The 19,912-nt window shown below is 71.6% G+C and carries 13 protein-coding genes; 2 read left to right on the top strand and 11 right to left on the bottom strand.

Annotated elements, in window-relative coordinates:
- Positions 1-49: 49 nt before the first annotated feature.
- From K1X13_RS14245 to K1X13_RS14200, 10 genes are all read right to left on the bottom strand, one after another.
- Positions 50-907 carry a hypothetical protein gene (locus K1X13_RS14245; protein ID WP_221025680.1) on the bottom strand — a complete coding sequence of 286 codons (858 nt, stop codon included), beginning with the start codon at positions 905-907 and terminating at the stop codon, positions 50-52.
- Positions 908-1,381: 474 nt separating this feature from the next.
- Entirely contained in the window at positions 1,382-3,142 is a 1,761-nt protein-coding gene (recD, locus tag K1X13_RS14240) for an exodeoxyribonuclease V subunit alpha (RefSeq protein WP_221025679.1), read from the bottom strand.
- Positions 3,139-6,678 (bottom strand): UvrD-helicase domain-containing protein, encoded by a 3,540-nt coding sequence (locus K1X13_RS14235; protein ID WP_221025678.1) that lies wholly within the window; start codon positions 6,676-6,678, stop codon positions 3,139-3,141. The genes recD and K1X13_RS14235 overlap by 4 nt, the downstream gene beginning before the upstream one ends.
- On the bottom strand, positions 6,675-10,097 hold the full coding sequence (gene recC / locus K1X13_RS14230; protein ID WP_221025677.1) for an exodeoxyribonuclease V subunit gamma: 3,423 nt from the start codon (positions 10,095-10,097) through the stop codon (positions 6,675-6,677). Before recC ends, K1X13_RS14235 begins: the two co-directional genes overlap by 4 nt.
- Before the next feature lie 51 nt (positions 10,098-10,148).
- Complete coding sequence (locus tag K1X13_RS14225; RefSeq protein WP_308249560.1) at positions 10,149-10,631, bottom strand: nucleoside deaminase; 483 nt, start codon at positions 10,629-10,631, stop codon at positions 10,149-10,151.
- Positions 10,632-10,673: 42 nt separating this feature from the next.
- Positions 10,674-11,978 (bottom strand): HNH endonuclease signature motif containing protein, encoded by a 1,305-nt coding sequence (locus K1X13_RS14220; RefSeq protein WP_221025675.1) that lies wholly within the window; start codon positions 11,976-11,978, stop codon positions 10,674-10,676.
- A gap of 150 nt (positions 11,979-12,128) precedes the next feature.
- Positions 12,129-13,028, bottom strand: a complete 900-nt coding sequence (locus K1X13_RS14215; RefSeq protein WP_221025674.1) for a carbohydrate ABC transporter permease — start codon at positions 13,026-13,028, stop codon at positions 12,129-12,131.
- Positions 13,025-14,125 (bottom strand): carbohydrate ABC transporter permease, encoded by a 1,101-nt coding sequence (locus K1X13_RS14210; RefSeq protein WP_221025673.1) that lies wholly within the window; start codon positions 14,123-14,125, stop codon positions 13,025-13,027. The genes K1X13_RS14215 and K1X13_RS14210 overlap by 4 nt, the downstream gene beginning before the upstream one ends.
- Positions 14,126-14,189: 64 nt before the next feature.
- A complete protein-coding gene (locus K1X13_RS14205) occupies positions 14,190-15,464 on the bottom strand; it encodes a sugar ABC transporter substrate-binding protein (protein ID WP_221025672.1) in 1,275 nt (424 codons plus the stop codon).
- A gap of 58 nt (positions 15,465-15,522) precedes the next feature.
- A complete protein-coding gene (locus K1X13_RS14200) occupies positions 15,523-16,596 on the bottom strand; it encodes a LacI family DNA-binding transcriptional regulator (RefSeq protein ID WP_221025671.1) in 1,074 nt (357 codons plus the stop codon).
- Positions 16,597-16,825: 229 nt separating this feature from the next.
- Between K1X13_RS14200 and K1X13_RS14195 the strand changes: the two genes are divergently transcribed.
- Together K1X13_RS14195 and K1X13_RS14190 are read left to right on the top strand one after the other, a co-directional pair.
- A complete protein-coding gene (locus K1X13_RS14195) occupies positions 16,826-18,706 on the top strand; it encodes an amylo-alpha-1,6-glucosidase (protein ID WP_221025670.1) in 1,881 nt (626 codons plus the stop codon).
- A 72-nt stretch (positions 18,707-18,778) separates the two neighbouring features.
- A complete protein-coding gene (locus K1X13_RS14190) occupies positions 18,779-19,375 on the top strand; it encodes an endonuclease (protein WP_221025669.1) in 597 nt (198 codons plus the stop codon).
- A gap of 61 nt (positions 19,376-19,436) precedes the next feature.
- On the opposite strand, the gene K1X13_RS14185 is transcribed toward K1X13_RS14190, so the two are convergent.
- Positions 19,437-19,886, bottom strand: a complete 450-nt coding sequence (locus tag K1X13_RS14185) for a nucleoside deaminase (protein WP_221025668.1) — start codon at positions 19,884-19,886, stop codon at positions 19,437-19,439.
- Between the last annotated feature and the right edge of the window lie 26 nt (positions 19,887-19,912).

Here is a 19,912-nt window from a genome sequence, read left to right as displayed (position 1 = left end):
GTGGCGGAGGGCGGAAGTCACCCGTCTTCCGGGTGCTCCTGGGGCGTTTTCAGTCGCTCGGCGCGGCGCTGGTGGGGGCCGGCTCGCTGGGTACCGCGGTGGTCTTCGTGGGGGTGGGAGTCGGTGTGGGGGCCGCGGTGGGCGTGGGGGTCGGGGTCGCCGTTGCGGTCGCCGTCGCCGTCCGGGTCGGCGCCCGGGTCGGCGCCGTCGTGCTGGTGCCGGCGACGGTCGGCTCGGTGGGAGGTACGGACCGGTCGCCGCCCTCCTCGTCCCCGGTCCGCGTGGGTCCGGAGGGGCTCGAGGTCGGGGTCGGGGTCGTGTCCGAGGCCGGGGCCGGCTCCTGCTTGCCGCCGCCGCCGAGCCCCGGGATCGAGGTACGCGGCCCGTTCGCGTCGCTGCCGCCGGTGTAGCTCGACACGGCGCGGCCGGTGAGGAGCTCGAAGGTCACGATGACGACCATCGCGGCCACGAAGACCACGGCCGCGACCGGGAGGATCTTGCGCCACGGGAGGGTGGCCAAAGCCTCCCGCCAGTGCACCGGCTCGGCCGCGGTCTCCTCGGCGACGTCCAGCCCGTGCTCGGCCTGGTCCAGCTCGCGCTGCGCCTCGTCGAGCCGTTCCTCCGCGCGCGGTGTCTCCGGCTCGGTGGCGGCCTGGTGCACGTGGGCGCGGGCACGCCGTACCCGCATCCGCGTGGAGGCCACCGCACCGACCCGCGACCGGCTGGCGTGCAGGGTGGCGGAGTAGACCTCGGCGCCGATCGTGACCAGCACGCTTCCCAGGGCGGCGCCGATGATCGTGCCGGCCACCCCGACGGTGGAGAGCAGCACGGCGGAGGACATCGCGGCCAGCGCACCGGCCGACGCCTGCACCCAGTTGATCTCGATCTTGCGCTGCTCGTCGCTCACCGGGTCCAGTGTGCGGGTGACCCTCGGGTAAAGACAGCCGGTCGGAAGAGTCGACGGGTTGGTGGCGGTTCGACCTCTCGGGGGTGGCTTGCCCTCGTATCTGTGGGGACGAAACCTCGGTGCTCCGGCGCATACCGGGAGGTGCGACGGGCACCGTCTCCTCAACACAAGAGAGGGAGGGAATCACATGAGCGGACTGATGAACATGGTGTCTCGCTTCACCCGGGGCCGCGGCGCGGCCGCCCCGACCCGCGGTCGGAAGCCCGCCGCCACCCGAGGAGCCGGCCGCGTGGGCGCACCGGCGGCCCGCGGACGCGGTGGCGCGGCGAGCGTCGAAGGCACCGCGCGCCGGTTCCTCAAGCGCGCACGCTGATCACCAGACGAAGCGAGCGTCTGCCCAGGCCGGGCGGGCGCTCGCTTCGGCGTTCCGGGACGCCCGGAGTCCCTTGACCCGGCCACCCGAGCACGCTGCGCCTACCCGGCCACGCCGGTCGCGTGCAGTCGCTGCCGCAGCCCGCTCGCGCGCTGAGCACGCCGCTCGACGGCGGCGCGCACCGACTCCTCCGAGCCGACCACCCGGACCTTCTTCTTCGCCCGGGTGACCGCGGTGTAGAAGAGCTCGCGCGTCAACAGCCGGGAGTCCTCCGGCGGCAGCAGCACGGTCACCTCGTCCGCCTGGCTGCCCTGGCTCTTGTGGATCGTGGTGGCGAACATCGTCTCCACGTCGCTCATCCGGCTGGTCGCGAAGGCGGTCAGCCCGTTCGCCCCCGCGATCACCGCCCGACGGCCGTCCGCCTCCCGGACGACCACACCGGCATCGCCGTTGTAGACGCCGAGGCCGTAGTCGTTGGCGGTCACCATCAGGGGCCGTCCGACGTACATCTCCTCGTAGAGCGGGTCACCGGTCGCCTCTGCGAGCCAGTGCTCGACCTGCCGGTTCCAGTGGCGGACGCCGTAGGGCCCCTCGCGGTGCGCACACAGCAGCCGGTGCCGGTCCAGCGCGGCCACGGCTTCCTCGGCCAGGCCGGCCTCGGCGGCCGACCGGACGGCGAGAGCAGCCGCGAGGATCGGTGCCCTCAGCAGCGAGGCGGGGTCATTGCTCTCCACGAACTCCACCTCGGTCGAGCCTGCCTGCAGCGCCGTGACCACATCGTCAGCCGAGCCGTCCCGCAGAGCAGCGGCCAACCGGCCGATGTCCTTGCCGAACCGGTGCGTCGTGGCGAGGCGCACGACCGGGCTCTCCCCGGCGTCGCCGAAGCCGGTCACCAGGTCGGACAGCACTGCCCCGGCGTCGACGGAGGCCAGCTGGTCGGCGTCACCGACGAGGATCAGCCGGGCATCCGGACGGACCGCCTCCACCAGCCGGGTCATCATCGTGAGCGAGACCATCGACGTCTCGTCGACCACGATCACGTCGTGGGGCAGCCGGTTCGCGCGGTGGTGGCGGAATCGGGTGCCGTTGTCGCGACGGGAGCCGAGGAGCCGGTGCAGCGTCGAGGCTTCGAGCGTGCCGAGCCGCTGCTGGTCCTCGGGCGCGAGCCTGGCCGTCGCCTCGGCTACCGCCTCCTTCAACCGGGCCGCGGCCTTGCCGGTCGGCGCGGTGAGGGCAACCCGCATCTCGTCGCCTAGGCCTGCGGCCTGCTCGGCCAGCAGCGCCAGGAGGCCCGCGACGGTCGTCGTCTTGCCGGTGCCCGGCCCACCCGTGAGCACCGTGGTCCACTGGGTCGCGGCGCGTCGCGACGCCGCCCGCTGCTCGACGTAGGTCGGCTCTCCGAAGACTCGGTCCAGGCCGGCGTCGAGGATGTCGTGCGCCACCATCGGGGGCGGCTGGGCGAGCCGCCGTCCCAGATCGGCGCAGACCTCCACCTCCTGGTGCCAGTAGCGGTCGAGGTAGAGCAGGTCGAACTCCCAGCGCAGCACGCCCTGGCTGACCAGCGCGCTGCCGGAGACCGCCCGCACCCACGCGTCGTACGCCGGCCAGGGCAGCGCGGGCGCGACGTCGCCCACCGTGGCGAGGTCGAGGCACACCGACCCGTGCCGCACCGCCCGGGTGGCCAGGGCCGCGGCCAGCAGGACGCGCTCGTCGGCCTCACCCGTGAGCTCGCCGAGCCGCCGTGCGACGTGGACGTCCGCGGCGGTGAGGACGCCTGCCTGGTTGAAGTCCCGAAGCATGCCGGTCGCACCGAGGGCGAGGCGTCGGTCGAAAGGCTCGGTGATCTCGAAGAGCTCGGTCATGCGGCGCCTTCCCTTCGGCTGGGCGGCCCCACGGCCGCCGTCGTGCGACCGGCCGGCCGGCGACCGCCCGGCGCGACCCCGTCGAGCAGGTCGGAGAGCGCCTCGACGAGGGCCACCGGCGGGTGCCAGGAGAACACCCCGCACGGATGCCCGTTGACGACCGGTGTCGAGGGACCGCACATCCCCCGCAGGTAGAGGTACAGCACCCCACCGAGATGGACGGCGGGGTCGTAGCCCGGCTGTCGCCAGCGCAGGAACCGGTGCAGCACGACGGCGTACAGCAGCGCCTGCAACGGGTAGTCGGAGTGCGCCATCGCCTCGCGCAGGGCCTCGGGACGGTAGTCGTCGGACGTCAGGGGCGGGCCGCCCTCGCCGGGGAAGCCACCGAGCCAATTGGTCTTGTAGTCGACCACGAGATACCGGGTGGCCTCGCCGGACAGGATCCGCAGGACCACGTCGACCGACCCGGTGAGGTAGCCACGCAGGTCCTGACCGCCGAGGGCGGGCGCGGCCAGCGCGTCGGCGTACCCCAGCAGCGGGTCACCCTCCGGCAGGTGCGCGCGCAGCAGAGGCGCCACGTCACCGAGCGTCACGGGGGCGGTCGGGTAGTCGCGCACGTCGCCCCCGGACAACGGGAGCTCGAACTCCATCTCGCGCAGTCGGTCGCGCAGCGGGATCTTGCGCAACGCGGTGTCGCCCGACAGCGGCCCGAGCGGGCTGTCGCACACCTGGACCAGGGCGTCGGCGAGCTCGTCGGGGTCGAGGGCGACCGGCCACCGCACGAGCTGCTCCTCGATGTGCGCGAGCAGCTCTGCCCGGAAGTCGTCGGCCTCGGGGTCGGCGTGCTCCAGGACGGCGTGCACCAGCGAGCCGAACGTCGCCCCCACCGGCAGCCCTCCCATCGGGGATGCCACCGCGTCCGGAGACGGTTCCGCGGGAGCCGGAGACGCGCTCTCCAGGAGGGTGCTCAGGTCGGGCTCGTCATCCTTCGGGCGCTCCTCGGGCTCGCTGCCGACCGGTGCCTGTGAGGGTTCGGAGTCGGTGGGCACCGAGCTCAGTGCGGTGTACGACGTGCGACGCCAGGTCGTGTCGATCGACCGGGTGAACGTCCGCACCGACAGGGGACGCTCGTCGGCCGGGAGCGCCACCTCGGGCAGCTGGGGCCACCGGGCCTCCTCCCACGACGGCCCGCCGAGGCCCTGCCAGATGCTGAGGATCCTGGCGACGTCGGCCTCGTCGTGCAGATCCTGGCTCGGAGGCACCGACGCCCAGCCCGGCTGGCGTCCGAACAGCATCCGCTGCAGCGCCGACCACGGGGTGTTGCGCGGCGCAGGCGCCCACCAGGCCACGACCTGGGACCGCGCCCGCGTCATCGCGACGTACAGCAGCCGCAGGGACTCGCCGTCGTCCTCGGCCATCGCCCGCGCCACGTTGCCCGACCATCGCGGGCCCCCCGCCCCGACGTCGATGCACCGCCGGCCGCGGTCGTCTCCCTCCGCCGAGTGGAACAACGGCACGTCCGGCTTCTGCGGGAAGCGGTCCCACAGCGTGGGCAGGTAGACGACCGGGTACTCGAGGCCCTTGCTGCCGTGGATGGTGACCAGCTGCACCGCGGCGGCGTCGCTGTCGAGCCGGCGGGTCCGGTCGCTGGCCACCTCGACCTTGTCGTCGGCCATCTGCGCGCGCAGCCAGGTCAGTGTCGCGACCAGACCCAGCCGCTCCTCCGTGGCGACCTGGTGCAAGGACTGTCCGACGTGGCGGAGGTCGGTGAGCAACCGTTCGCCGTCGACCCGCGAGAGGACTCGTGCGGTCAGTCCGCGCGCCGCGGCTGCCTCGAGCACCGCGGCCACGCCCCGGCTCGCGAACAGCTCGGCCCAGTCGCGGAGGAGGTCTGCGACCTCGTCGGTCAGGCTGTCGCCGCCGGCGTCGAGCTCGGCCGCGGAGTGCCCGACGAACCGGGTCAGCGCCGCGGACCGGACCCGGGACGACCGGTGCGGCTGCTCGAGCGCCTCCAGCAGCTGCAGCCACTCGGTCGCGGCCGGGGTCGCGAAGACGCTGCCGCTGCCGGCGACCACCGCAGGCACGCCGATGTCGGCGAGCGCGCGCTGCACCTCCTGGAGGTCGTTGTTCCTGTAGGCGATCACGGCGACGTCGCGCGGCTGCAGGGCACGCCCCTCGAACCGTGCGTCCGAGGTGAGCAGCCGTTTGATGTCGCGGGCAACGTCGGCGTATACGTGCGGGCGGATGTCGGGGACACCGAGCTTGGCGTTGGGACGCCTGCCGAGCACCTCGCGGTTGACCACGCGGAGCCGGAACGGCGCCCCGGCACCGGTCAGGCGCGAACCCTGGTGCGACGCGCCGACGTCGCGCACGACGATCCGGTCGTCGCCGAGCGCGGCGCCGCGCAGCATCACCTGCAGCGAGTCCACGAGGGCCGCGTCGGAGCGCCAGTTGGTGCCGAGGGTCTTGCGGGTCGTGGCGGTGGCGGCGGCCTGGAGGTACGTCGTCACGTCACCGCCGCGGAAGGCGTAGATCGCCTGCTTCGGGTCACCGATCAGCACCATCGTGGAGTGGCCGGTGAAGGCCCGGTCGAGCACCTGCCACTGCACCGGGTCCGTGTCCTGGAACTCGTCGACGAGCACCACGCTCCAGCGCTGACGCATCCGCTGCCGGGCGGGTGCGTCGTCGGAGGTGAGCGCGTCGGCGAGCTGGGACAGCAGGTCGTCGTAGCTGAGCACCCCCAGCCTGCGCTTGCGACGGTCGAGCTCGGTCCGCGCCTCGGCGGCGAACGCCAGCCTCCGGCCGGGGAGGGTCTCCGGGTCGGCATCGCGCGGCTCGAGCCGGGCCTGCGGGTCCCCCACCGCTTTCCGGGCCAGCTTCAACGCCTCCCGGTGGGTGAACGGAGGGTCGGCATCGCGCGGCTCGAGCCGGGCCTGCGGGTCACCGACCGCTTTCCGGGCCAGCTTCAACGCCTCCCGGTGGGTGAACGGAGGGTCGTCGTCGCTGCCGGCGAACGCGCGCAGGTAGAGGTCGTCGACCACGTCCTCGAGCAGGTCGTCGAGATCCTCCACCAGCGTGGCATTGGCGTCGGTGTCGCCCGCGACCCCGAGGCTGCGCAGCACCAGGTGGCAGAACTGGTGGGTCGTGGCGATGGTGGCGGCGTCGAAGGAGCCGAGGGCGTCGCGCAGCCGCTGCCTGCGTCGGTCTCGCTCCTCCGGCGTCGTGTCGAGCAGCAGCGTGACCAGGTCGCTGGAGCTGTGGTCGGCGTCCGGGTGGGCCAGGGCGTGCTCGGCCTCGACGAGCTGGGCGCGCACGCGCTCGCGGAGCTCCTGGCTCGCCGCCCGGCCGAACGTGACCACGAGCATCTGCTTGAGCGTGGCGATGCCTTCAGCGACGTACCGCGTCACGAGCGCCGCGATCGTCCAGGTCTTGCCGGTGCCGGCGCTGGCCTCGAGCAGGGTGGTGCCGGTCGGCAGCGGGTCGCAGATGTCGAAGACCTCGGGCTCGACGGCCGTCGTGCTCGTCTGCTCGTTCACAGCGCCCCCACGTTCTCCGCGCCTTCCAGCAGCGGCTGCCACAGGCGCCAGGCGTACTGCCCGAGCCGGTGCGGCTCGTCGTTCCAGGACTCGTCAGGACGCGGCGGCGTCATCAGCATCTCCAGCGGCGCCGCCTGGCCGAACACCTGGACGTGCGCCAGGTCGGCGTCCTCCCCCGGGATGCCCGTCGGAGAGAACCGGTCGGTCTCCCATTCCTTGTTGGCCTTCCACACCGGGTCGACGTGTGCGCCTCGACGCTTGGTGAAGCTCGCCTCGGCATAGGCACACGCGGCCTTGACGGGCAGCGGCAGGGGCTCGCGCATCCCCCGGTCGTAGATGTCGACGAGATCGCGCAGCCAGGCCTCGGCGCGATGGTCGAGCGGACCCGTCAACGCCCGGGTGGTGCCGGCGCGGCCGCGGCCGAGGGCGTGCGCTGTCCAGCTCTCGTCGGGGCGGCCTGCGCTCAACGCGAGCAGGTCGATCCAGGACCGGAGCCGGTGCTTGGCGGCGAGCCGTGAGTAGGTGACGGTCACGATCCGGTTGCCGAAGACCGACGACACGGTGCCGGTGAGGCGCCTGCCGCCGCCGAGGTCGACGTCCACGTCGAGGGTCCGCGGCGCACCCTGGCGCAGCCCGTTGGCCTGCACGACGAGCGGGCGGACCTGATCCTCCACCTCCTGCAGCGTGCGCGACCCCAGCGCTCCGGGCGGGAGGACACCGCGCAACCGCTCGGCCCGGACGCTCCTGGCGGGGTCCGTGCCACCGAGCACGGCGGCCAGCAGCCGGTCGCCGATCTGCCACTTCTCCAGGCCCTCGAGGCTGATCGGGATCGCGTCGCGGGTCTCCTCCGCCTCCAACGGCGAGGAGACGTCGAGGCGAGAGCGCAGGAACGCGCGGACCGGGTGGGCGAAGAACGCCTGCAGGTCCTCCAGGGCGACGTCCCCGACCGGCCGGGCGGGAAGCGGACCGGGGACGAGGGCGGCCACGGGTTCCCTCGGCTCGCGGGCGGCCTTCGCTCCGGCGAGTGCCGCCCGGTCGAAGCTGAACGGCTCGGCGCAGGCCAGCTCGCCCGGGACGAGGTTGCGTACGTCGAACGGCTGCAGCGGGTGCTTGACCAGCACGTGATCGCGCACCGGCTGCGCCGCGGTCACGTCGAGGGCGTCGAGCAGCTCACCGAGCGGCACCGCCGGGGGCCGCACGGCACCGGTGTGCTCGTTGGCGCCGGTGTACGTGACGACCAGCGTCTCCCGGGCCGCGAGGATCGCGTCGAGGAACAGCTGACGGTCCTCGCTGCGCATGTCGCGCTCCCCCGTCACCGGGTTGCGGGCGAGCACGTCGTCGCCGTCTGCGGAGCTGGTGCGCGGGAAGACTCCGTCGTCGAGACCGACGAGGCACACCACCCGGTGCGGCACCGAGCGCATGGGCACCATGGTGCACACCGTGAGGGTGCCGGTGCGGAAGTTGGACCGCGTCGGTCGGCCGCCGAGACGGTGGGCCAGGAGGTTGCGCACGTCGGCGAGGAGCAGCGGCGTGCTGCCGCCCCCGCTGGTCGCGACCCCGCTGGTCGAGCTCGTCGACACCCCGCCCGCGGAGTCGTGCATCCGGGCGAGCTCCCGGTCGAACTGCGCCGTCTGCCAGGCGTCGCGTGGCGTCACCGCCGCCACCTGCCCCACCGCCGTCGCGAGTGCGGTGGTCCACTCGGTGATCGTCGATGCGGACTCGGCGGCCCGGACGAACGCGTGGAGGCGGTCGACGTACTCGCTGAAGCGGCCGACTAGGTCGATGTCGCCACTCGAGACGTCGTCGACCGGCAGGGTCGCGTCGACGAAGCGCAGCTCGTCCTCGGCCATCGCGACGCCGAGCAGGATGCGTCCGAGGCCGGACCACCAGGTGTTGTCGGCCAGGTCGAGGCCGTAGGAGCCGCGGTGGCTCGCGTCGAGCCCCCAACGGATGCCCGCCTGGTCGACCCACATCGCGAGCTGGGCGAGGTCGTCGTCGCTGAAGCCGAACCGTCGCCGCACCGGGTCCGCCGAGGCCAGGTCGAGCACCTCCGTCGCGGTCACCCGGCCGCCCGCAAGCTCGACGAGGACGGCGGCCAGGCTGAGCAGGGGGTTGGTGCTCGACGGGGCCCGGTCGGCGAGGCGCACCCGCAGCCGGTGCGCCGGATGTCCCTCCCCCGTGCCGGTGACGTCGGCCAGCCCGAACCCTGCGTGCACCAGAGGCGCGTACGCCTCGATGTCCGGGCACATCACCAGGATGTCGCGAGGCTCCAGGGTCGGGTCGTCCGCGAGCAGACCGACCAGCACCTCGCGGAGTACGTCGACCTGACGTGCCGCGCCGTGGCACGCGTGCACCTGCACCGACCGGTCCCCGTCCCGGAGAGCCCGTGCCTCCCGCGTGGCCGCACCCGGCTCGGTGTTGGCCCGCAAGTCGTGCTGCAGCCAGCCGAGCAGCGTGTCGGCATGGTCACCGGCCGGCGGCAGCGGGGTGTCCCCTCCGCTGGTCGAGCCTGTCGAGACCACCGACAGCGTCCGCTGCAGCTCGCGTGCGTCCCGTCCGAGCGACCCGAGCAGCGGATGCCGGACGAGCCCCCCGGCCGTGTCCTCCTCGCGTGGCACCGGCCCGGACGCCGCACGACCGGCAAGGTCGTCCCACAGGGATCCGGAGACCTGGGGGAGCCACAGGTGCACGTCGCGCAGCTCCCCGAGCGCGCCGAGCAGCTCCACCTCGGTGACCGACAGACGGGTGTGCCCGAAGAGCGACAGCCGGGGCGGCAGGTCGAGGCCGTCACCACCACTGCGCAGCCGCTCCAGCGTCTCGGTGTGACGGATGTCGGGCGGCAGCTCACCCACCCGCTTCACGAGGCGGCGCCACAGCTCGGCCTGCCACAGGAGGTCGTCGTCGAGCTTGTTTCCGGCGCCGTCGAGGTCCTGGCCCTCGCGCCAGTCGGTGACCAGCCGGGGCCGCTGGACGGCGTACGACGCGAAGAGCCCGGCGATGCGACGGGCAACGGAGTAGCGGCGGCTGCGCCGAAGCTCGCCCTCGTCGCCGTTCACGCCGAACCCGAGGTGCGCCGAGAGCGTCGCACACCAGGGCTCTCCCATCGCCTCGTCGATGACCTCGAGCAGCGGCCAGACCATCCGGTCGGGGTCCCAGGCGTCGTCGCGATCCTTGCCGAGCAGCATCGCCACCAGCGAGTGCGGGCTCAGGAACCGGACCCCGGCGCACACCCCGTCACCGCCGCGCGCGCCGACCCCGAGCCGGTGCGAGAGCCGCTGCGTGAGCCAGCGCTCCACGCCCCGTGCGGGCACGACGACGAGCTCCTCGGCGAACGGGTCGTCGAGCGGCGTCGCGAGCAGGTCGCCCAGACCGTCGGCGAGGAGGTCGGTGCGCTCGGCACGATGGATCCGCAAGGTCACGGTCTGCAGGATGTCACGTCGTGCCGACACCTCGAGGAGGCACGCGCAGGCTCACCGACGCGCGAACCGCTGACGCTGCAGCTCCTTGATCTCCTCGACCAGTTCGTCCACCGGACCCTGCACGACGGCGCCGGGCACGAGGTCCGTGATGGGCAGGGTCGCTACCGGGCCGGCCGGCACCCCCCATTCCTCCAGCCACGACGCCAGCTGCGCGGACGACGCGACGTACACGATGCGCCCGAGGCCCATCCAGCCGTGCGCCGCAGCACACATGGGACAGTGCTCGCCCGACGTGTACACCGTGGCATCGCGGCGCTCTTCGGGCGTCAGGTGGTCGGCCGACCAGCGCGCGATCGCGAACTCGGGGTGTCGGGTCTCGTCGCCACCTTTGACCCGGTTGCGGTCCTCGAAGCGGACGGCGCCGGTCACGTCGACCAGCACGGATCCGAACGGCTCGTCGCCGTCCTCGAGCGCCTCGCGGGCCAGCTCGATGCACCGTCGCAGGTGGGTCAGGTCGGTCTCGGTGAGCTCCACGACGCCGAGTCTGCCAGGCATTTCTCAGAGCCCGCCGCCGGCCTATTGGCGTCGGCGGAACCGTACCGAGCCGTCGGGGTGACGGATCATGTCCCAGGACTCGGGGTGGTCGGCCATGTGGTGGTGCGGCGGGCAGAACGAGATGCCCTTCTTGGCGTCGGTGCTGCCGCCGAGGTGCCAGGGGTCCTCGTGGTGGTACTCCATCCACGCCTGCGGCCTGTCGCAGTTGTGTGCGGCGCAGCCGTGGTAGCGATGGTTGATCGCGATCTTCTGGTAGCGGTCGAACAGCCGCTGCTCGCGGCCGACGTCCAGCGCGGCCGAGTCGGCCCCGAGCACCATCGGGATGATGCCGGACTTGCAGGCGAGCCGACGCGCCTCGCCGGCCGAGATCCGGTGCCCCGTGTCCAGGGCGGCCACGCCGATTCCCGACATCAGCGCGTCGATCCCGATCGTGACCACGAGCGTGAACGGCGACCCGTTCACGCTCGGCATGTCGCTCAGGTGGTCCTCGAGCAGCTCCATGAGGCCGTGGCCGAGCACGGTGCCGTGCGGGAGCGTCTTCCCGGTGGCCGGGTCGAGGCGCCCGTCGCCGACCCGGCGCGGACTGGTGAGCGACTCCAACGCCTTCTTCAGCAGCTGTGCGTGCAGCGTGGGCAGCCTGAACCTTCCCTCGCTGGTGCCGTCGCCGTGGTCGCGGACCGAGAAGTGCGCGAGCGCACGGGCCTTGACCTCTTCTTTCTCCAGTTTCCTGCCCTCGGCAGCGTCGGCTGCCTCTGGACACACGACCTCGAAGAGCCGCTTGCCCATCTGCCTCAGGGTGGGAGCGTCGAAGCGGGTCGCCAGCTCGATCATGTGTGCCTCGGCGACCTCATGCGTTCCGGGCGGCAGGTCGTCGTACTCCGTGGTCAGGGACTCGACCGCGGCGGTGATGATGCCCGCCTTCTTGGCGTCGATGATCCCGGACGCCAGTGCCGCCCGCGTCGCGGTGAACCGGTCGTCGAGCTTCCTCGCGAGGTGCAGGTCGCGGTGACAGCTCGCCCCGGTGGTCCTGGTCGCATGCGCCAGCCACGCAGGGGTGCTGACCGCGCCGGAGTCCGCACCGATGTTGTCCCGGTCGGCCTGCACCAGCACCCGCAGCTCCAGCTCCTCGAGCCGCGCGCGCTGCCGGCGCAGCTCCACCAGCGCCTCCCGCTGCTCCGCCGGCGTCATCGACCAGGTCGGGACCTGCGCGAGCCGGTCCAACGCGCCCGAGAGCGAGGCGGCGAACCGCACCACCGCGTGCCCGGCCGGGGGCGGCCCAGCGGGTGGTTGCCCGACGGGCGGCGGAGGTGCGATCACCGTGGTCATGCCTCCACGCTAGGAGCGCAGAGTCAACGCCGCAGAACGGACGTTCGAACGGTGCAGATGCACCCGCCCCCGTTTTCTGGGGACGATTTCCGGCCAGTTTCCGCGCGACATCGAGCGCCGGCGGCGACGCACGGGCAACGGACGGTGAAGCTACTCCTTCAACGCCCCCGCGCTCGCGTTCATGATCCGCTTCTGGAACACGAAGAACACCACCGCGACCGGGATCGTCATCAGCACGGCCGCCGCAAGCTTGAGCGGGTACTGCGTGCCCTGGCTGAGCTGTCCGGACGCCAGCTGTGCCACCCCCTTGGTGAGCACGGTCAGGTCGGGGTCCTGGGTCGCGACGATGAAGTGGTTCAGCTCGTTCCACGACCCCTGGAACGACAGGATGACGATCGTCATCACCGCCGGCGCCGCCATCGGCAGCACGATCGACCAGAAGATGCGGAAGGTGCCGGCGCCGTCGATGCGGGCCTGCTCCTCGACGCTGACCGGGATCGACTCGAAGAAGTTCTTCATGATGAACACCCCGGCCGCGTCCGCGAGCAGCGGCACGATCATGCCCGTGTAGGAGTCGTAGATGCCGAGCTGGTTGATCACCAAGAACTTCGGGATCAGCAGTACGACGCCCGGCACCGCCATCACCGCGATCAGCAGCGCGAAGACGACGCCGCGTCCCCGGAACGGGATCCGCGCCAACGCGTAGCCGGCCAGCGAGTCGAAGAACACCCGCCCGGCGGTGACGACCGTCGTCACGATGATCGAGTTCGTCCCCCACTGCACATAGTCGGAGAAGCGGAACAACCGCTCGTATGCCGCCGTCGTCCAGTTCTCCGGGATCAGCCCGATCGGGTTCACCGCGGCCTCGGGCTCGGTCTTGAACGACGTCGAGATCTGGATCAGGAACGGCAGGATGTAGATCAGCGCCAGGACGACGAGCAGCAGGTACGTCGGTCCGCCGCTCGCCACGAAGCGGGAGCGTCGACCCGGGGCGGTCGACGTGGCGACGGCCGCGTCGGGTCGGGTGGCCTCGCGCATCGTCGTACTCATCGCTCCCCCTCCACGGCCACCGCACGGGCCCTGCGGCCGCGAGTCGACACCTTGTCCCTGTCCCGCAGCACCCAGCGCTGCACGAGCGTGAAGAACACGATGATCGCGAAGAGCAGGAACGCGATGGCGGCGCCCTCGCCCCAGTCCTGCTGGTTGAAGGCGGCGTTGAAGGAGAGGTACGCCGGGGTCAGCGTCGTCTTCGCCGGCCCTCCCCGCGTCCCGGTGTAGATCTGGTCGAAGACCTGCCACGTGCCGATCAGACCCAGCGTGAGCACGGTGAACAACGTTGGCCGCAGCATCGGCAGGGTGACGTGCCAGAAGCGCTGCCAGGCGTTGGCCTGGTCGATCATCGCCGCCTCGTGGATCTCCGGACCGATGTTCTGGAGCGCCGCGATGAAGAGCAGCATGAACGTGCCCGACGTCGTGAAGATGGCCATCATGATGAAGGCGCTCATCGCGACCGAGGGTCCGGCGAGCCACTCCCACCACGAGATCCCCAGGAACTCACTGCCCGCCAACGCCGAGGGCGCGGTGTCCACGCCGAGCACGCCGAAGACGATGTGGAGCACGCCGCGCGGGTCGGCGAACCAGTTGGGCCCGTCGATGCTCACCCACGAGAGGATCTTGTTGATCACTCCCGTCGCGTTGAACAGGAACAGCCAGAGCACGGTGATGGCGACCGAGCTGGTCACCGACGGGAAGTAGAAAGCGGTCCGGAAGAACCCCCGACCGCGCAGGATCCGCTTGCTGACCAGCACCGCGAGGAAGAGCGACAGGGCCGTCTGCAGCGGCACGACCAGCAGCACGTAGTAGAAGTTGTTGCGGATCGCCGTTCCGAAGTCCTGCGTGTCCAGCCCGCCGCCGAACAGGATCCGCGAGTAGTTCTCCGCCCCCACGAACCCGACGTCGGAGGAGAACGGGCTGCCGCGGCCGGTCCAGTCCGAGACGCTCACCCAGGCGGCCATCAACACCGGCACGAACAGGAAGAGGCCGAGCAGCACGACCACCGGAGCGATGAAGATCCACCCGGCGAACGCCTGCCGTGCCTTGTTGCTGCCCAACCCTCCACGGGCCCGGACCTTGCCTGGTGATGCCATCTGCCACTCCTGGGTCAGCGGTGGTCCCCGCCGCGGAGAGCGGGGACCACCGGACGGGAACCGACTACTGGGAGACGACCGCTTCCATGTTCTTCTGGACGCTGTCGAGGATCTGCTGCGGCTCCTTGTCCTTCAGCGTGGCGAGCTGCGCGTTCATCTCGGAGATGACGTCGGCCGCACCCTCCTGCGTGGGCAGGTTCGCCGCGGTGTCCGCACCGTCGATGAACGCCGCGAGGTCCGGGTACTTCGCCCTCCACTCGTCGGCGACCTCCTCGACGGACGGCATCACGCCGAACGCCTCGGCGAACGCCATCTGCTGCTCGGGCGTGGTCAGGTGCTCGACCAGGGACTTCGCGCCGTCGATGTTGTCGCTCTGGGCGGCGACGCCCCAGCAGTTGGTGTACTGCAGGGTGGCTTCGCCGGCGGGACCGGCGGGCAGCTTGACGACCTTGTAGTCGACGCCGGGGAAGTCGTTCTTCATCGCGCCTTCGATCCAGTTGCCCTCGATCGTCATCGCGCCGAGCTCCTTGCCGAACGCCTCACCGCCCCAGCCGGCGCCGACGTCGGAGGAGTACGCCGCGACGCCGTCCTTCATCATGTCCTTCACGAAGGTGAGCGCCTCGACGTTCTCCGGGCTGTTCACGGTGGCCTCGGTGCCCTCGTCGTTGGTCAGCCCGCCGCCGTTCTGCTCGAAGAACGTGCCGATCCGCTGGTACTCAGGACCGAACACCAGGCCGACCTGCTTGCCCTTGGTCAGCTTCTCGGCCGCCGCGCGCAGCCCGTCCCAGTCGGTGGGGATGTCTGCGTCGGTGAGACCGGCCTGGTCCCACAGCTTGGTGTTGATTACCAGCGCGAGCGTGGAGAAGTCCTTGGGCGCGCACCAGAACTCGTCGTCGTAGGTGAACGCCTCACGCAGCGACGGGAAGAACGCGTCGGCGTTCTCCAGGTCGGCCGCGTAGGGCTCGAGCGAGCCGTTCGAGGCGTACGACGCCAGCGAGTCGGTCGACAGGTAGAACACGTCCGGCGGCTCGCCACCGGCGAACCCCTGCGCAAGTTGCTGGTTGAGGTCCGAGGCCACCTGCACCTCGGCCTTGACGCCGGACTCGTCCGACCATGACTTCACCGAGTCCTCGACGGCCTTCGTCTCGGCGTCCCCGGAGGAGCCGATGAGCACGGAGATCGGGGCGTCGCTCTTCTGCTCGGCGGCGGCTCCCTGGTCCTCGAAGCCGGATCCGCCGCCGCATGCGGCGAGCATCATGGTCGCCGCGGCTCCGACCGACATGAGCGCGAGCCGGCGCCCCCTGCGTGTCCGACGGATCGTGTCCCCGTGAGGGTTCATCTACTGACTCCTTCATTGCTGCTATTGCGTGGACTGGTGGATGGCCTGACTCCCGGGGTCATGGGCGGGGGTGCCCCGGTCCCGGTGGCGGCAGGCCTAGGAGGTGGGGATCGGGCGTGCGCAGGACCAGCGACGCCGGCAGCAGCACGTGCTCGGGAGCCGCGGTGCCGCCGGCGCCTCCGGTGAACCGCTTCAGCAGCAGGGTGACTGTCTGCTCGGCGACCTGCTCGATCGGCTGGCGGACGCTGGAGAGGCCGAGGGCGGCGGCGACCGGGGTGTCGTCGAAGCCGATCACCGGCACCTCCGCGCTCGCGTCGGGTGTCCCCTGGCGCCAGGCGGCGACGGCGCCGATCGCCAGCGAGTCGCTCGCGCAGACCAGCGCGGTGGCGCCGCGGGCGAACAGGTCGCGGGCTCCCCGGGCACCCTCGGCCACGCTGTCCTCGACGCCGAGGGAGAGCTCGTCGGTCGCCGGATCGACCCCGGCGGCGTCTAGGGCGCGTTGCCACCCCCCGCGGCGGTCGTCGCCGACGCCGGACCCGGCCGGCCAGCCGAGGAACCCGATTCGGCGGTGGCCGCGTTCGAGCAGGTGGACGGTCGCGTCCGACGTACCGGATCCGCCGTCCACGTCCACCCACGGATGCGGGGCCTCGAACGGGTCCTCGCTGCTCCACGGCCGGCCAAAGGCGACGAAGGGTACGTCGTGCTCGAGCAGCCAGGCGGTGCGCGCGTCGTCGTGGTGGGTGCTGGTGAGCACGAAGCCGTCGATGTCGGCGGTGGAGAGCAGCTCGTCGATCGCGGCGACCTCGCCCTCGTCGTCCGGGGCGGTGAACAGGGTGAGCCGGTAGCCGTCGCGCTGGGCGGCCTCGGTGAGCGCGTGCAGGAACCGGTCGAGGATCGCGCCGTTGATGCCGTCGGCCGATGCGAAGAGCCGCATCGCGAGGTTGCGGGAGCGGCGGGTGCGCAGCTGGCGGCCGGCGACGTGCGGGCGGTAGCCGGACTCCTCGATCGCCGGGAGGACGCGCTCGAGGGTGCGGACGTTGACCCGGTGCGGCGCGTTGAGCGCGTTGGAGATGGTCTGGCGGGACACGCCGAGCTCGCGCGCGAGGGAGACGAGGGTGGGCTTGCCTGCCATCGTCCGCATCCCCCTTCCAACCCGAGATCGCCGCCCCGAGCAGTGGCGATCAGTGGTGCTGACGTGCGTACGATGAACGTTCAAAAGCCATACAAATCAGATTTTGAACGTTCAACGCGCTACCGGCATCGTGGTTTCACGCAGTCGCCCCTGTCAAGAGGTCGTCTCGCAGACGTGATGTAGCGATGTACGAACCGACCGTCGATCCATCCGCTCCAGGAGGCGCTGCATGACCCTCACCCAGCCGTACCTCGCCCATCTGACCGGTGTCTTCCACGCCCCGGTCCAGGCCTGGTCGCAACCGGACGGCGCGATGGGTGACGGCGCCGAGGGGATCTACTGCGGCGACGAGCGGATCGTCTCCGACGCCCGCCTCACCGTCGCCGAGCACGAGCTGCGGCACGTCTCGACGCAAATGCGCTCCGCGACCGAGGTCAGGTTCGTGTACGTCGTGACCGCGCCGGCCGAGGTGCCCGATCCCCTGCTCACCATCCACCGCACCCGGCGCGCCTCGGTCGACGGCGTGTCCGAGGAGCTCCGGATCGGCTCGGCGCTGCGCGAGCAGGTCGACCTCGACCTCGAGCTCGTGCTCGGCCTGGACCGGACGTCGATGGAGCAGATCAAGTCCGGTCGCAGCGCACGGGACCGGCCGCAGCCCGGCGGCTTCCGGTGGTCGTGGCGCGACGACGACACCACCGCCGAGGTGACCGTCGACGAGGGCGAGGCGGACGTGTTCGGCTCTGAGGTCGCCGTTCGGTGGCAGGTGAACCTCTCCCCCGGCGCCGAGGTCACCGTGGGCTGGTCGCTGCGTGCGGACGACGCGGCCGCGCCCATCCTCGGCACGCCGGCGCCGCCGGTTCCGACGCCGAAGGTCGACACCTCCGACCAGCGGCTCCAGCGGCTGGCAGACCGGGCCTTCTCGGACCTCAACAGTCTGCGCATCGCCGACCGCTCGCTTCGGGACGCGGTGTTCCTGGCCGCCGGCGCGCCGTGGTTCTACACGATGTTCGGCCGCGACTCGCTCATCGCGGCCCGGATGCTGCTGCCGGTGGACCGGTCCCTCGCCGAGGGAACGCTGCGCGCGCTCGCGGCACGGCAGGGGACGAAGGTCGACGAGGAGACGGCGGAGCAGCCCGGCAAGATCCTCCATGAGGTGCGGCGTACCGATGTCGCCCACGACTCCGAAGGCTTCCATCTGCCGCCGGTCTACTACGGCACCATCGACGCGACGCCGCTGTGGATCAACCTGCTCCACGACACCTGGCGAGCCGGCATGCCCGACGCCGACGTCACCGCGCTCCTCGACAACCTCGAGGCGGCGTTGACCTGGCTCGGGGAGTACGGCGACTCCGACGGCGACGGCTTCCTGGAGTACCTCGACACCACCGGCCACGGCCTGGCCAACCAGGGCTGGAAGGACTCCGGAGACTCGATCCGCTGGCACGACGGCACGATCGCCGAGGGTCCGATCGCGCTGTGCGAGGTGCAGGCCTACGCCTACGAGGCGGCACTGAACGGCGCGGCGCTGCTCGACGCCTTCGGCCGCTCCGGCGGCGACGCATGGCGCTCCTGGGCCGCAGCGCTGAAGGAGCGGTTCCGCACGGCGTTCTGGTGCTTGGACCAGCAGGGCCGCTACCCCGCCCTCGCACTCGACGCCAAGAAGCGACCCGTCGACGGGGTGAGCTCGAACATCGGGCACCTGCTCGGCACCGGCATCCTCGACCCCGAGGAGCAGCGGATCGTGGTGGAGCGCCTGCTCGACCCGACGATGTTCTCGGGCTACGGCATCCGCACGCTCTCGACCACCAACGGCGCCTACTGGCCGCTGCGGTACCACGCCGGCTCGGTGTGGTCGCACGACACCGGCATCGTCATCGACGGGATGCTTCGGGACGGGTTCACCGAAGAGGCAGCCCAGGTCGCCGAGGGCCTCCTGACCGCGGCCGAGGGGTTCGACTACCGGCTGCCCGAGCTGTTCGGCGGCCACCGGGCCGACGAGGTGTGGCCGCCGGTCCCCTACCCGGCCTCGTGCCGCCCCCAGGCCTGGGCCGCGACGTCAGTCGTACCGGTCGCACGAGCACTCGGGCGACGTGCGGGCAGGCGATCCTAGCCACAAGTGCTGGCGCTCCCGCCGTTTGTCCGCCGTGCTCCCCGGGTACGCCGCGGCATGTCGCGTCAGTCCGTGGTCGACGAGCTCCTGCGGGAGCACGGCACGACGTACGCCGAGGCCGCCGGGATCGAGCTCGCGGACAAGCCGTCCCCGCTTTTCGAGCTGCTGGTGCTGACCATGCTGTCCTCGACCCGGATCTCCGCCGACATCGCCGTGAAGGCCGCGCGGGAGCTGTTCCGCGCCGGCTGGCGCACCCCGCAGAAGATGCTCGACTCGACGTGGCGGCAGCGGGTCGAGGCGCTGGGCCGCGGCAGCTACCGACGCTACGACGAGAGCACGGCGACCAAGCTCGAGGAGCTGTCGAGGATGGTGCTCGACGAGTACGGCGGCGATCTGCGCCGGATCCGGCCCCAGGGCGAGAACGCCGCCGACGACCTGGCGAGGGTGATCGCGTCGTTCCCCCGCATCGGCCCGACCGGAGCCCGGATCTTCTGCCGCGAGGTGCAGGACGTGTGGCCGGAGGTGTGGCCGTACTTCGACGACCGTGCCTTGAAGTCGGCCGAGAAGCTCGGGCTTCCCGCCGAGCCGAGAGAGCTGGCCGACCTGGCACCCGAGGGCCGCGTCGCCGTCCTCGCCGCCGCACTCGCGCGCGTCAAGCCGAAGGAGTGACCCCGGCCGGGCCGGTTCGCGCTCGCCACGAGACCGTGGTCCGGCGGAGTGATGTGGTGGGTCAGGTCGACTCACCGATGTCCTCGTTCCAGAGCTCGGAGTTCTGGGCGATGAACTGTTCCATCATCGACACGCACTCCTGGCTGTCGAGCACGACCACCTCGACACCGCGAGAGCGCAGGTAGTCCTCCCCGCCGTAGAACGTCTTGTTCTCCCCCACGACGACCCGCGGGATGCCGTACAGCAAGATCGCGCCGGTGCACATGTCGCACGGTGACAGCGTGGTCGCCATCGTCGACTCGCTGTAGACCGTCGCGGGGAGCCGCCCGACGTTCTCCAGGCAGTCGGTCTCGCCGTGCCGGATGGCGCTGCCCATCTGGACGCGGCGGTTGTGGCCGACGCCGAGGAGCCGGTCTCCCTGGGCGAGCGCGGCGCCGATGGGGATGCCGCCTTCGGCCAGGCCCACCCTGGCCTCGGCGATCGCGAGGGTGAGGAGCTCTTCGTCTGTCATCGGTTCTCTCCTTGGTCGGTGGCATC

Source organism: Nocardioides jiangsuensis (assembly GCF_019679455.1).
Lineage (GTDB): Bacteria > Actinomycetota > Actinomycetes > Propionibacteriales > Nocardioidaceae > Nocardioides_C > Nocardioides_C jiangsuensis.
Note: the sequence above shows the minus strand (reverse complement) of the source record. Positions and strands in the feature narration are given on the sequence as shown.